The sequence below is a fragment of the Galenea microaerophila genome (assembly GCF_054657255.1).
Map to the genome: position 1 here is coordinate 225154 of NZ_BAAHWZ010000001.1, position 13274 is coordinate 238427.

General features: G+C 47.7%; 12 protein-coding genes. 10 read left to right on the forward strand and 2 right to left on the reverse strand.

Annotated elements, in window-relative coordinates; genetic code table 11:
- Window positions 1–31: 31 nt before the first annotated feature.
- From nadD to ACYQ05_RS01135, 9 genes are all read left to right on the forward strand, one after another.
- Window positions 32–658, forward strand: coding sequence for a nicotinate-nucleotide adenylyltransferase (gene nadD, locus ACYQ05_RS01095; protein WP_459817608.1), 627 nt, complete (start codon window positions 32–34; stop codon window positions 656–658).
- A 5-nt stretch (window positions 659–663) separates the two neighbouring features.
- Window positions 664–1005, forward strand: a complete 342-nt coding sequence (gene rsfS / locus ACYQ05_RS01100) for a ribosome silencing factor (protein ID WP_459817609.1) — start codon at window positions 664–666, stop codon at window positions 1003–1005.
- A 9-nt stretch (window positions 1006–1014) separates the two neighbouring features.
- A complete protein-coding gene (rlmH, locus tag ACYQ05_RS01105; protein WP_459817610.1) occupies window positions 1015–1485 on the forward strand; it encodes a 23S rRNA (pseudouridine(1915)-N(3))-methyltransferase RlmH in 471 nt (156 codons plus the stop codon).
- Between the two features lie 415 nt (window positions 1486–1900).
- Window positions 1901–2164 (forward strand): 30S ribosomal protein S20, encoded by a 264-nt coding sequence (rpsT, locus tag ACYQ05_RS01110; RefSeq protein ID WP_459817611.1) that lies wholly within the window; start codon window positions 1901–1903, stop codon window positions 2162–2164.
- A gap of 106 nt (window positions 2165–2270) precedes the next feature.
- Window positions 2271–3809, forward strand: coding sequence for a murein biosynthesis integral membrane protein MurJ (gene murJ / locus ACYQ05_RS01115; RefSeq protein ID WP_459817612.1), 1539 nt, complete (start codon window positions 2271–2273; stop codon window positions 3807–3809).
- A gap of 33 nt (window positions 3810–3842) precedes the next feature.
- The gene (gene ribF, locus ACYQ05_RS01120; protein WP_459817613.1) at window positions 3843–4823 is read left to right on the forward strand and encodes a bifunctional riboflavin kinase/FAD synthetase; all 981 of its coding nucleotides are present in this window, start codon (window positions 3843–3845) and stop codon (window positions 4821–4823) included.
- A gap of 66 nt (window positions 4824–4889) precedes the next feature.
- The gene (ileS, locus tag ACYQ05_RS01125) at window positions 4890–7718 is read left to right on the forward strand and encodes an isoleucine--tRNA ligase (protein WP_459817614.1); all 2829 of its coding nucleotides are present in this window, start codon (window positions 4890–4892) and stop codon (window positions 7716–7718) included.
- Window positions 7711–8229: a signal peptidase II gene (gene lspA / locus ACYQ05_RS01130; RefSeq protein ID WP_459817615.1), complete on the forward strand. Its 519-nt coding sequence runs from the start codon at window positions 7711–7713 to the stop codon at window positions 8227–8229. The genes ileS and lspA overlap by 8 nt, the downstream gene beginning before the upstream one ends.
- Window positions 8222–9415: an NAD(P)/FAD-dependent oxidoreductase gene (locus ACYQ05_RS01135; RefSeq protein WP_459817616.1), complete on the forward strand. Its 1194-nt coding sequence runs from the start codon at window positions 8222–8224 to the stop codon at window positions 9413–9415. Before lspA ends, ACYQ05_RS01135 begins: the two co-directional genes overlap by 8 nt.
- Here the strand turns inward: ACYQ05_RS01135 and ACYQ05_RS01140 are convergent.
- Together ACYQ05_RS01140 and ACYQ05_RS01145 are read right to left on the reverse strand one after the other, a co-directional pair.
- Window positions 9405–9593: a hypothetical protein gene (locus tag ACYQ05_RS01140; RefSeq protein WP_459817617.1), complete on the reverse strand. Its 189-nt coding sequence runs from the start codon at window positions 9591–9593 to the stop codon at window positions 9405–9407. The genes ACYQ05_RS01135 and ACYQ05_RS01140 overlap by 11 nt on opposite strands.
- Window positions 9580–10755 carry a lytic murein transglycosylase gene (locus ACYQ05_RS01145; RefSeq protein WP_459817618.1) on the reverse strand — a complete coding sequence of 392 codons (1176 nt, stop codon included), beginning with the start codon at window positions 10753–10755 and terminating at the stop codon, window positions 9580–9582. The genes ACYQ05_RS01140 and ACYQ05_RS01145 overlap by 14 nt, the downstream gene beginning before the upstream one ends.
- Window positions 10756–11056: 301 nt before the next feature.
- On the opposite strand from ACYQ05_RS01145, the gene rlmKL reads away from it, so the two are divergent.
- Window positions 11057–13273: a bifunctional 23S rRNA (guanine(2069)-N(7))-methyltransferase RlmK/23S rRNA (guanine(2445)-N(2))-methyltransferase RlmL gene (gene rlmKL, locus ACYQ05_RS01150; RefSeq protein ID WP_459817619.1), complete on the forward strand. Its 2217-nt coding sequence runs from the start codon at window positions 11057–11059 to the stop codon at window positions 13271–13273.
- Window position 13274: the final 1 nt, after the last annotated feature.

The following is a 13274-nucleotide window of genomic DNA, read 5'->3' on the forward strand; positions in this document are numbered from 1 at the left end:
ATAGCAAAGGCAAAACAGAGGCCAAATATCAATGGCAAAAATTGGGATAAATGGCGGCAGTTTTGACCCGATCCATTTCGGGCATTTACGTCCAGCACTGGAAGTACTGCATGCGCTTCAGCTAGATGAAATGCGCTTTATGCCTGCGTATCAGACCGTGCATAAAACGCAGCCCATGGTTTCCGCTGAGCAGCGCTGCGAGATGGTGCAAAGGGCGATTGCGCCTATTGCCCAGTTTACATTAGAGCGCTTGGAAATTGAACGCGGTGGCCCCTCTTATATGGTCGATAGTTTGACGCAGCTTCAGCAGTCAGCCCCGCAAAACCAATGGGTGCTGATGATGGGCATGGATGCCTTTGAGCAGTTTGACCAGTGGCACCGCTATCAAGATATTCTGCAACTGGCCAATCTGGTGGTCACCTTTAGGCCTGGCGCGAAGCTGCAACCCAACAGTGCTGTGCAAAAGCTACTGGCCGAACGACAGGTGTCCACTTTGCATCAACCCAGTGGACAAATTCTATTACAGCTGGTGACCCAACTGGACATTAGCTCAACCGCCATTCGTCAGAAAATTCAGCAAAATGAACCTTTGAATTTTCTAATGCCTGAGAGCGTGATAGACTATATCGAACACAATCAACTATACAGGACTCGATAACATTTATGGATCTACAGCAGACAATTGATTTAGTCACGCAAACCTTAGAAGACGGCAAGGCCAAAAATATTGAAACATTAGATGTGGCCAAAAATTGTAGTTTTGCCGATGCCATGGTGATCGCCACAGGCACCTCGACCACGCATGTCAAAGCCTTAGGAGAAGGCGTAGCGCAAGCCTTTAAAGATGCAGGTGAGCCGCCTTTGGGGGTAGAATCCGGCCCTGAACCCGATTGGTTATTGGTCGATTTAGGGGATGTGGTGGTGCATGTGATGACCGAATCCGCGCGTGCGCATTATGCCTTAGAAAAACTCTGGTCAGTGGTGCCCTCCGATAAACAGGCCTAATCTCCGTTTATGATCATTAATTTTATTGTCGTGGGGCAAAAAATGCCGCAATGGGTGGTGCAAGGCTATGAAGAATATGCCAAACGCCTCCCTAAGAGCTGTGCATTAAAGTTAATCGAGCTGCCAATGGCGCCGCGTAGCAAAAACAGCTCTGTGGAAAAGCTCAAAGCAGAAGAGGCCAAACGCATTCAAGCAGCCATCCCCAAAGGGGCTCAGTTAATCGTATTGGATGAGCATGGCCAGCAACCCACCACGCTAAAATTGGCGCATAAACTTGAAGATTGGCTGGGCAGTGGACAGGATATCGCTTTAGTGGTGGGCGGGCCGGATGGGCTGGATGCCAGGCTACTGCAACAAGCGCAATGGAAATGGTCACTCTCCAATTTAACGCTGCCGCACCCCTTAGTGCGCATTGTTGTCGCCGAACAACTCTATCGCGCCTGGTCAGTCATTCAAAATCATCCCTATCACCGAGAGTAAGGCTACGCGTTAGTTTCTTGCTAATTTTTCACTTAAATGTTTCAATAACTATTTGAAAATAAAAAGAAAAGTAACTTTTTGCACACTTAAATTTCGTGGTATTTTTTAGTCATGACTTAAACTCAAAAGTGTAAGTTCTAGAACTCCCTAGCCACCACCCGCAGGGTGGATGCTTGGTTTTCTCTCTCTTGAAACGCGCTTTTGCAGTCAAAAGTCTGGATCACCATTTTTGTCGTTATTTAAGGCGTGCGTAAAAGTTGACAAGCGCGGTAGAAATCGGCATAATTCCGCAATCCTTTCAAACATATAGATAGATGTAGAGGCTTTACAGAGTGATTTAGCCCGCTCGAGTGTAAAGCTGAGCCGATGCGTATCGGTGACTCACTATTTGAAATTACAGAATTCGGAGACAACTATGGCAAATACAGCACAAGCTGCAAAAAGAGCAAGACAAGCAAATAAGCGTCGTTTACATAACCATTCGATGCGTTCTTCAATGCGTACGGCAATCAAAAAAGTATTGCATGCGATTGAAGCGGGTGAAAAAGAGCAAGCAAACGAACTTTTCCGCGTTGCTCAATCTAAATTAGATGGTTATGCGCGTAAAGGATTGATTGCGAAAAACAAAGCGGCTCGTACGAAAAGTCGTTTAAATGCGCGCATCAAAGCGATGGCTTAAGCTAAAAACTTAATCGAAATCGATAAAACCCGCTACGGCGGGTTTTTTATTGTCTAAAATCCATTAAGATAAGTGCTATAAACGATTTAATAAAGTTAAAACAACCATGAGACAAATCCTAAAAGCCACTGCCACGGTGGGCAGTATGACCATGCTTTCCCGTATTTTGGGCTTTGTGCGCGATATGGTGATTGCGCGCTATTTTGGGGCGAGCATGGGGGCTGATGCGTTTTTTGTTGCCTTTAAGATCCCCAATTTCTTTCGTCGTTTATTTGCCGAAGGGGCGTTTTCTCAAGCTTTTGTGCCGGTATTGGCCGAAACTAAGGAGAAACAGGGCAAAGCGGCAGTTAAGCATTTAGTGGGCGCGATTCTGTTTCGGTTGGGGGCGATCCTTTTAGCCTTAACCGCTTTTGGAGTATTGGGGGCTGGCCTGTGGATGATGGTGTTTGCCCCAGGGTTTGTGGCGTCGCCGCAAAAGTTTGCGTTGGCAACAGAGATGCTGCGCATCACTTTTCCTTATCTAATGCTCATCTCTCTGGTGGCGCTCTCATCAGCGATTATGAATACCTATAATCAGTTTGCGGTGCCGGCCTTAACGCCTGTTTTACTGAATTTATCGCTGATCGCTTCGGCCATTTGGTTGGCGCCGCTGTTGGATATCCCTGTAATGGCTTTGGCTTGGGGGGTGTTGATTGCTGGGATCGCACAATTGTTGCTTCATCTGCCGTTTTTATGGCGATTGGGGTTGTTGCCGAAACCGATTCCTTCTAAAGATCCGGGGGTCAATGAGGTGAAGCGGTTGATGCTGCCGGCGCTTTTTGGGGTTTCAGTGGCGCAACTGAATTTGCTGGTGGATACTATTCTGGCCTCTTTTTTGGTGACTGGGAGCATCTCTTGGCTCTACTACTCCGACCGTTTAATGGAGTTTCCATTGGGGGTGTTTGGCGTGGCTTTGGCAACTGTGGTGTTGCCCGGATTATCGAAAAAAGCGGCAAAATCTGACTGGCGCGGCTTTCAGCAGGATTTGGATTATGCGTTAAAGCTGGTGGCGCTGATTGCGTTGCCGGCGATGTTGGGTTTATTGCTATTGGCGCAGCCTTTAATCGCCACGCTGTTTTATTACGGGAATTTTACTGCTGAAGATGTGATGCGCTCTAGTTGGAGTTTAATGGCGTATTCGCTTGGCTTGGTCGGCTTTATTCTGGTGAAGGTGTTGGCGCCAGCCTTTTATGCGCGCAAGGAGATGAAAACGCCGGTGCGGATTGCGGTGATCGCTTTGGTGAGCAATACGGTACTCAATTTAATTTTGATTTGGCCATTGGCGCATGTCGGTTTGGCTTTGGCAACCTCTATTTCTGCCTTTATTAATGCCGGACTGCTCTATTTAGCGTTACGCAAACAGCAGGTATTTGCATTGCAAAGCGCTTGGAAAGTGTTTTTATGGCAGTTATTAGGGGGTTGTGTTGCCTTGGGCGCATGGCTTTGGTGGGCGACACCGGCAGCCGAGATGTGGTTGCAGTTTTCCGCTTGGCAAAGAGTGGGGTGGTTGACCGGTTTAATTCTCTCTGCGATGGCGGTCTATTTTGGGATACTCTTTATTTTAGGGTTCCGCCCCCGCGACTTTGCCAAGCAGATTAAGGTATAATGGGGCTTTTGATTAGGATAGGCCCATCCGCAGATGCAATTGATTCGAGGGTTACATAATTTACCCCGCTGTCAAGCGGCGTTTGCACAAGGCAGTGTATTAACCATTGGCAATTTTGATGGCGTGCATTGCGGTCATCGTCAAGTATTGCAACAGTTGAAACGGGAGTCGGAACGCCTAGGATTACCTTCGGTGGTGATGGTATTTGAGCCTTTACCCATGGAGTTTTTTACCCCTGACAAGGCACCTGTGCGTTTAATGAATCTGCGAGAGAAGGTGCAGGCCTTTGAGCACTTGGGCATTGATTTTGTGTTGATCTGCCGTTTTAATCGGTCATTAGCGCAAATGACGGCAGAGGACTTTAGTCAGCGGGTGCTGGTTGAAGGCTTGAACGTTCGGCATTTAATGATTGGGGATGACTTTCACTTTGGTCGCCAGCGCGAAGGCAATTTTAAAACCTTGCAAGCCGCGGGTCAGGAGTATGGTTTTTATGTTTCAGCTATGCCCAGTTTTACCGTTGATGGTGAGCGCGTCAGTAGCACTTTGATTCGTCAAGCGTTGACCCAGCAGCCGCCAGATTTAAAGCGGGCAGAAAAGTTGCTGGGTCACCCTTTTTGCTTTCAGGGTCGTGTGATCCATGGTAAAAAGTTGGGACGCAAGATAGGCTTTCGCACTTTAAACCTCAACCCTAAACGGCTACAGATGCCGGTGCAAGGGGTGTTTGCGGTGACGGTAGAAGGCATTGCCGAACGTCCGTGGGAAGGGGTTGCCAATATCGGCATTCGACCAACAGTCAGTGGTCTGCAACCCTCCATAGAGGTGCATCTGTTTGACTGGCAGAAAGAGATTTATGGGGCGCATGTGCAGGTGTGTTTACAGCACTTTATTCGCCCAGAGATGAAGTTTGAGAACCTGGAGGCTTTGGTCGCACAAATTCAACAAGATGTGGCAGAAGCCAAACAATTTTTTGAGGAAACCTTTGCTCGAGAGGGTTCTACGGCTAAAAATGGCTAAAATTTTTAGATCGCATCCCACTCATGCAAAGGTCTCTTGAGATAAGAAACTTTTTACGAGAAGAATATGACTGATTATAAATCCACTTTAAACCTTCCAGAAACCGATTTTCCGATGCGGGGCAATCTGCCTAACCGCGAGCCTAAGCAAGTTGAGAAGTGGCGCTCAGAGGACCTTTATGGCACTGTGCGTGAAGCGATGGCGGGACGCCCTAAGTTTATTCTGCATGATGGCCCCCCTTATGCCAATGGCAATATTCATATCGGGCATGCGGTGAATAAGGTGCTTAAGGATATGATTGTGAAATCAAAAGGGTTAAGTGGATTTGATGCGCCCTTTGTGCCGGGTTGGGATTGTCATGGTCTGCCGATTGAGCTGAATGTAGAGAAGAAAAAAGGCAAGGTGGGGCAAAAGATTGATGCCAAAGCGTTCCGCCAAGCATGCCGCGATTATGCGCAGAGCCAAGTGGAAGGGCAGATGGCCGATTTTCAGCGTTTGGGCGTGCTGGCAGACTGGCAGAACCCTTATCTGACCAAAGATTTTAAATATGAAGCGGATGAAGTACGGGCACTGGCCAAAATCATTGAAGCCGGCCATCTGGTCAAGGGGACAAAACCGGTCTATTGGAGTATTGGTGGGCATTCCGCCTTGGCCGAAGCGGAAGTGGAGTATGAAGATAAACGCTCTCATGCCATTGATGTGCGCTTTGCGGTGGTGGATGAAGCAGATTTCTTTGCGCGTTGTCATCATGTAGAGGGCGATTGCGGAGAGGGGCGTTTATCGGTGGTGATTTGGACGACCACGCCATGGACGCTGCCGGCTAACCAAGCGGTCTCTATTCATCCGGATTTAGATTATGTGGTGGTGCAGGTCGAAAAAGAGGGTGAAAAAGAGCGTCTGTTTGTGGCGGAGGCGATGCTAAAAGAGTGCATGGCACGCTGGGAGATTGAGCACTATCGTGTGGTGGCTTATGCGCCGGGTGAAAAGTTTGAAATGGCGCAGTTGCAACACCCTTTTTATGATCGTCAAGTGCCGGTGATTTTAGGGGAGCATGTCACCACCGATGCTGGGACAGGCTGTGTCCATACTGCGCCTGGTCACGGTCAAGAGGACTATATTGTCGGTATGAAATATGGCCTTGAGGTCGACTGTCCAGTAGATGGCAATGGGAATTTTGTCAAAGGCACGCCGATTTTTGAAGGCGAGAATGTGCTCAATGCAGATGATCATGTGATTGAAGTGCTGACCACGCGCGGCGCTTTGGTGCATCATGAAGCGATTATCCACAGCTATCCACACTGTTGGCGTACCAAAACCCCATTGATTTTCCGCGCGACTCCCCAGTGGTTTATCAGTATGGATCAAAATGGTCTCCGCCAAAAAGCTTTGCAAGAGATTAAGCAGGTCTCTTGGGTGCCTGAATGGGGACAAGGCCGCATTGAAGCGATGGTGGAAGGACGTCCAGATTGGTGTATTTCGCGTCAACGTTACTGGGGCGTGCCAATTACCATTTTTGTGCATAAGGTGACCGGTGAGATGCATCCACGCACGGTCGAGTTGATGGAAGACATTGCACAACGCATTGAAAAAGCGTCGATTGATGCTTGGTATGATCTAGATCCAAAAACGCTTTTAGGCGATGAAGCGGATGAATATGAAAAGGTGCTGGATATTTTAGATGTCTGGTTCGATTCAGGGGTTTCGCATTTTGCGGTATTGGATCAGCGCCCAGAGTTGCAAAAACCGGCAGATCTCTATTTGGAAGGTTCTGATCAACACCGCGGTTGGTTCCAATCCTCCTTGTTGACAGGGGTGGCGATAGACAATCATGCGCCTTATCAGCAGGTGTTGACGCATGGGTTTACTGTGGATGCGGAAGGCAAAAAGATGTCTAAGTCGCGCGGTAATGTGGTGGCTCCGCAGCAGATTGCCAATAAATTGGGCGCGGATATTTTGCGTCTCTGGATTTCGGCAGCGGATTATCGCTATGAGATGACGGTTTCTGATGAAATTATCAGCCGTACCGCAGATGCCTATCGTCGTATTCGCAATACGTCGCGTTTCTTATTGGCCAACCTGAATGGATTTGATCCTAAAGTCAATTTGGTCGATTATGAGGCGCTATTACCGCTGGATCAATGGGCGATTGGGCGCGCTTATACGCTACAGCAAGAAATTTTAGAGGCTTATGAAGCCTATAATTTCCATGCCATTTATCAAGCGGTATTGCATTTCTGTTCAGTCGATTTGGGCAGCTTCTATTTAGATGTGATTAAGGATCGTCAATACACTTGCCAAAAAGAGGGCTTGCCACGCCGCTCAGCGCAAACGGCTCTGTATCATATTATTGAAGCTTTGACGCGCTGGATTGCCCCGATTTTAAGCTTTACCGCCGAAGAGATTTGGCAATCGATTCCAGGCGATCGAGAAAAAACCGTTTTTATCAGTCAATGGTACACTGGGTTGACCCAATTGGATGAAAACAGTGAGATGAATTCTGACTATTGGGCGCGAATCATGCAGGTGCGCTCGGCCGTTTCTAAACAGCTGGAAACCTTACGTAAAGCGGGTGAGATTAAAGGCTCTCTGACAGCGGAAGTGACGCTTTATGCGGATGAACCTTGGCTGTCAGATTTGCAGAAGCTGGGGGATGAGTTGCGTTTTGTATTGATCACTTCTGAGGCGCAAGTGTTACCGGCAGACCAGCGTCCAGTCAGTCTCACTGAAAGTGAAGTGGCGGGCGTTTGGATTGATGCGAAACCCACCGATAAGCCTAAGTGTGAACGCTGTTGGCACCATCGCGCAGATGTCGGCACCCATGCTGAACACCCTGATTTATGTCAGCGTTGTATCGATAACGCCTTTGGCGCTGGAGAAGTGCGTCACTATGCCTAATGCTTCCGCAACAGGCTTAAAAACCCTCTGGTTGGCAATTGGGGTGGTGATTTTAGACCAGTTGTCAAAAATGTGGGCGGTAAACACCTTAACGTTGGGTGAGCCGATGGCGGTGATTTCTCACCTTAACTTTACCCTCAATTATAATGAGGGCGCCGCTTTTAGTTTTTTAAGCGATATGGGCGGTGCACAACGTTGGCTCTTTACCGGCTTGGCGCTGGCGGTAACAGCGGTGCTGCTGGTCTGGCTGCGTAAGCTACCTGCGCACTGGAACTGTGAAGTGGTAGGGATTAATTTCGTGTTAGGCGGTGCGATCGGTAATGTCATCGATCGTGTGCTGGCAGGTAAGGTGACCGACTTTATTGATTTTTATATCGGCAGTTGGCACTATGCGACTTTTAATGTCGCCGATATGGCCATTTCCGCGGGGGCATTCTGTTTAATTGTGCATGAGTTTTGGTGGAAACCGAAACAAAAATGCGCTGCTGAGAAACAGGAAGAAAATGTCTAAAAAACCCAGTCCTGCCCAATCCTTAGCTTCGCAGTCAGCCGCCTCTTTAAAGGTGGAGCCTGCTATTTTAGCCACACTGCCTAAATTTTCTGGCCATCCCAAAGTGGCCATTGTCGGCGCAGGCATCAGTGGTATGATGTCAGCGCTATTTTTGCATTTTGCTGGGGCGGAAGTGGTGTTGTTTGAGCGTCAACAAGCGGCACGAGAGGCCTCATGGGCAGGAGGCGGCATTGTTTCTCCGATGTATCCTTGGCGTTATCCCGATGCGGTTAATGATTTGGCCTCCATCAGTCAGCAACATTTTCCGGCCTTGGCGGCTTGGTTAAAAGCGCAAACCGGCATTGATCCAGAATTATTGGATTCGGGTATGTTGATGTTGGATGGAGAAGAGGCGATTGAAGCGGAGGCATGGTGCCGCCGTTATGGTCATTCTCTGGAAGTGTTGACACCGGAACATCGTAATTTGTTGGAGCCGCGGCTTGAGAGCTCAGCAGAGTTGGCACTGTGGATGCCAAAGATTCAACAGGTACGGAATCCGCGTTTGGTCAAAGCGCTGAAAGCCGCGTTGATTCAATTGGGGATTCCTCTTTATGAAAATACACCTGTCAGCGCTATCTGGCGAGAAGATGAAGGCCGATCAGTTAAAGGGATTCAAGCAGAAATATCGGGAAAAGTTCAATCGCTACCATTTGATCAAGTGCTGATCACGACGGGCGCTTGGACAGCTGATTTAGTGCCAGAAGCGGAAATTTATCCGGTCAAAGGACAGATGTTGTTGTTTGATACCCCTCCCGGTTTTTTAAAGCATATGGTGATGGAAAAAGGCCATTATGTGATTCCACGCAAAGATGGACGAGTGTTGGTGGGTTCTACGGTTGAGCCGCAGTCTGTTTTTGATAAGACCACAACTGAAGAAGCGGAAGTCATCCTTAAGGACTTTGCCTTTAGTCATTATCCAGAGCTGCAAATGTTTGAAATGGAAACGCATTGGGCGGGTTTGCGGCCAGGGAAACCGGATTCCGTCCCTTATATTTGTCAACACCCACATTATGATAATGTCTATTTAAATGCGGGTCATTTCCGTAATGGTGTGGTGCTTTCGCTGGGTTCCGCCTATCACTTAACCCAAGTAATGGCAGGGCAGGCGGACGGATTAAATGTGGAAGCTTATCAACTTAAGCTTTAGACGCTTTTTTCTGTTTTTGTTCAATTTTTTGCTGCACTTCCTTAATGTCTTCATGCAGTTTCGCCAGCTGGCTTTCTGTTTTACTCAGTTCGCTTTGAATTTTCCAAAATAGAAAGCTGGCAGGCTTTGGGGTTTTGCCTTGCGTTTCTTTTTTTGAGGGAGCGTTAGGGGTTGTCATGGGGTTTATCCTTTGCCTGTTGCAGATGTTTCAATAAGCGCAGTGTAGGTTGACCGTCGGCAGGCAAGTGATGCTGTTGTTGATACTGACGAATGGCAGAGCGAGTTTTATTGCCAGCAATGCCATCTGCTTGGCCAACGGGATAACCGAGCTGTAGGAGATGGGACTGAATGGCCTGCATTTGCTGTTTGTTTAAAGCTTTATCATCCTTGGGGCGTTGAACACTTAAAGGTGGACGACCGACAATGCGATCTGCTAAATGGCCGACAGCAAGGGCATAATTATTTGAGTTATTCCAGCGTTTTATCACATAGAAGTTGGGATAGACCAAGAAAAAAGGCCCTCGATAGTCGCTCGGCAGGAGCAGCGCGGCTTGCAGCTCTGTTTGTGGGAGTGGACGACCATCGGCTAATCGCAGTCCCATTTTCGCCCATTCGGAAAGCGGCTTTTGACTTTTGCCATCTGCTAAACTTAAATCAAAATTGGCCGGCAGTTTGACTTCTCGTCCCCAGTTTTCACCTTTATGCCACCCTAATTGATTCAGAAAATTGCCCATCGAGTAAAAGACATCGGCTAAGCTGTGCCAGAGGTCAATTTTGCCATCCCCGTCCCCATCCACAGCATAACGCAAGACATTGCTCGGCATAAATTGACTCTGTCCAACAGCGCCCGCCCAAGAGCCTTTCATCTCCTCGAATGTAATATCGCCACGGTCTAAAATTTTGAGCGCCTCTATCAACTCTTTTTGGAAAAATTGTGAACGCCGGAAATCAAAACTTAAGGTGGCCAGCGCTTCAATGGTATTGATATTGCCCGTATAACGACCATAGTTGGTTTCCAGCCCCCAAAAAGCGACCAGAAAACGACCGGGCACCCCATATTGACGTGTGACTTGGTCAAGCAACTGCCGATGCTGTTGATAGAGTCGGCGCCCTTGCAGAATTCGCCACGGTGTGACCGCCCGATTTAAGTAGCCCCAAAAGGTTTGACTGAATTCGGGTTGATAGCGGTCCAGTTTGAGCACTTTTCGGTTGAGGTGAATGCGGGCAAAGGCGTGATTGACCGTTTTTGGGGAAACGCCTGCTGCGATGGCTTTTGGCTTAAACGTTTGCAGCCATTGTTGAAATTCGACTTCTGTCGGTTGTGATTGCGCGGCAGCCACGCCAAAGCACACACTACTAAGTGCGATAAGGATCAATAACTTATGTAAGGCTCGTATTAGATAAAACATTCTATTATTTTACCCTTTTTATTAGGGGTTTAGTAAAATAACACAATTGTAATAAAGAGACCTCTGCACGAGATGGTTCTACGGCTAAAAATGGCTAAAATTTCCCCTATCGTTGTTGGAAAACTTGGCAATAGCTAGCTATTCCCTGCGTTTCCCGCCTAGATAAGGAAAATTTTTTCTCATTTTTAGCTCGCATCCCACTCATGCAAAGGTCTCTAAAAGAGAAATAATTGTGTTTGAATGTTTTGCCACCGCACCGAGCGGACTCAGTGAATTATTAAAAGAAGAACTTACCGATCTTGGGGCTGAAGAGGCCAAAGCGCAGCCGAGAGGGGTGCATTTTGTCGCGGATCAGGAAACGCTCTACCGTTGTTGTCTCTGGTCACGCTTGGCGAATCGTTTTTATTTAACCTTGGTGTCGGCGGAGCTGAAAGATCAAGATAGCCTCTCTAAGTTGGTGAAATCGATCAATTGGCAGCAACATTTGAATGTAGAAGGATCTTTTGCCGTGACCTTTTCGGGTCAAGGTTTGGGCATCGACCATACGCATTATGGCGCATTATTGATCAAAGACGGGGTGGTGGATTATTTTAAAGAGTACTTTGGTGATCGCCCTAGCGTTGATACGGAACAGCCGGATATTCGCATTCATGGACACCTAAATCGCAATCATTTCACCTTAAGTTTAGATATGACCGGCTATAGTCTGCACCAAAGAGGCTACCGAGAAGGGCGGCAAGTGGAAGCGCCATTGAAAGAGAATGTGGCCGCGGCCATCTTAATGCGTGCGCAATGGCCACAAATTGCCGCTGAGGGGGGGACTTTATATGACCCCATGTGCGGTTCAGCCACCTTTTTGATTGAGGGGGCTTTTATGGCCACAGATCGCGCGCCGGCATTGTCTAAAGTGAATGAGATGGCGTTTATTCACTGGAAAAAACATGATCCAGCCATATGGGAGGCCTTGGTGGCAGAAGCCGAGCTTCGCCATGAGAAGATGAAAGGGGAAATTCCGCCCATTTATGGTTCGGATCTCTCTCATCGCTCTTTGGAGGTTGCCGAGTCGGCCTTATGGGCAGCTGAATTAGATGACGTGGTCGAGCTTAAGCAGATGTCGGTGGCGCAAGGACGACGTTGGGGCGATTGGCCGCCTGGCTTGGTCGTGACCAATCCCCCTTATGGTGAACGACTCAGTGATGAAGCGTCGGTGAAACAGATTTACCTGCAATTGGGCACATTTCTGCGCAATGAATTTCAAGGGTGGCAAGCGGCTGTGCTCACTTGTCATCCAGAGTTAGGACTGTATTTGGGAATTAAAGCGATACGTAGCCACAGTTTTAATAATGGCGCCATGGCGTGTAAGCTGCTACGTTTTGAAATTGCTGAAAAATGGTTCCGTCAGCCGGCCTTAAAGGGGGGCTGGCAGTTGCCTCAACAGGTGGTTGAGACTTTTCCCGATTTGATTGAATCGGAGGGGGCAACGATGGTGGCCAACCGCATTAAAAAGAATTTGAAATCGCTTAAGTCATGGGTCAAGCAAAATGAGATCCATGCTTATCGTGTCTATGATGCGGATCTGCCGGAATATGCATTGGCGATTGATTTTTATCAAACCCTAGAGCAGGGCAATTGGTTGGTGATTAATGAATATGCAGCACCGAAATCGGTTAACCCTGCCAAAGCCAAAAAACGTTTGTATGAAGCCTTAGCGGCTTTAGAGCAGGTGTTTGTCAATGACTATTTTGTGCCGCGTGACCAACGTGTCTATAAGGTGCGTGAACGACAAAAAGGGCATGCACAATATGAGAAGCAAGCAGAAGAGCAACAGTATTATACGATTATCGAAAATGGCGCGAAAATTCGTGTAAATTTTACCGATTACTTAGATACGGGGGTTTTTTTAGACCATCGAGACGTGCGTCAATATTTGGCGCAATTAGCACGCGGTAAATCTTTATTAAATCTATTTTGTTATACGGCTACCGCAACGGTCGAAGCCGCTGTGCAAGGCTGTCAAAGCAGCTTAAGTTTGGATCTGTCTAAAACCTATCTCTATTGGGCGCAACACAACTTTTGGGCCAATCAGCTGTCAGAGCAGCAGCATCGTTTGCAACAGGAAGATGTTTTAAAGTGGCTCACTACGGAGTCTATTGCGCCCAAAAAGCAGTTTGATGTGATTTTTTTAGATCCCCCTAGCTTTTCTACGTCAAAACGGATGGAGGCGGTTTTGGATGTGCAAAGAGACCATGTGCGCTTGATTCAGCAGGCAGCAAAGTTATTGAGACCGCAAGGCATTTTGATATTTTCAACCAATTTGCGTAAGTTTAAATTGGATCAAGCCAGTTTAGAGTCAGACTTTATTTTGCAAGATTTAACTCGAAAAACCTTGCCCAAGGATTTTCAACGTCATCCCAAAATCCACCAAGTTTGGCAGATAGAAAGGAAGTAGA

What these genes read in the sequence shown, in the direction of transcription:
- nadD (WP_459817608.1), top strand. Translation starts at nt 32, where the DNA reads ATGGCAAAAATTGGGATAAATGGCGGCAGTTTTGACCCGATCCATTTC.
- rsfS (WP_459817609.1), top strand. Translation starts at nt 664, where the DNA reads ATGGATCTACAGCAGACAATTGATTTAGTCACGCAAACCTTAGAAGAC.
- rlmH (WP_459817610.1), top strand. Translation starts at nt 1,015, where the DNA reads ATGATCATTAATTTTATTGTCGTGGGGCAAAAAATGCCGCAATGGGTG.
- rpsT (WP_459817611.1), top strand. Translation starts at nt 1,901, where the DNA reads ATGGCAAATACAGCACAAGCTGCAAAAAGAGCAAGACAAGCAAATAAG.
- murJ (WP_459817612.1), top strand. Translation starts at nt 2,271, where the DNA reads ATGAGACAAATCCTAAAAGCCACTGCCACGGTGGGCAGTATGACCATG.
- ribF (WP_459817613.1), top strand. Translation starts at nt 3,843, where the DNA reads ATGCAATTGATTCGAGGGTTACATAATTTACCCCGCTGTCAAGCGGCG.
- ileS (WP_459817614.1), top strand. Translation starts at nt 4,890, where the DNA reads ATGACTGATTATAAATCCACTTTAAACCTTCCAGAAACCGATTTTCCG.
- lspA (WP_459817615.1), top strand. Translation starts at nt 7,711, where the DNA reads ATGCCTAATGCTTCCGCAACAGGCTTAAAAACCCTCTGGTTGGCAATT.
- ACYQ05_RS01135 (WP_459817616.1), top strand. Translation starts at nt 8,222, where the DNA reads ATGTCTAAAAAACCCAGTCCTGCCCAATCCTTAGCTTCGCAGTCAGCC.
- ACYQ05_RS01140 (WP_459817617.1), bottom strand. Translation starts at nt 9,593, where the DNA reads ATGACAACCCCTAACGCTCCCTCAAAAAAAGAAACGCAAGGCAAAACC.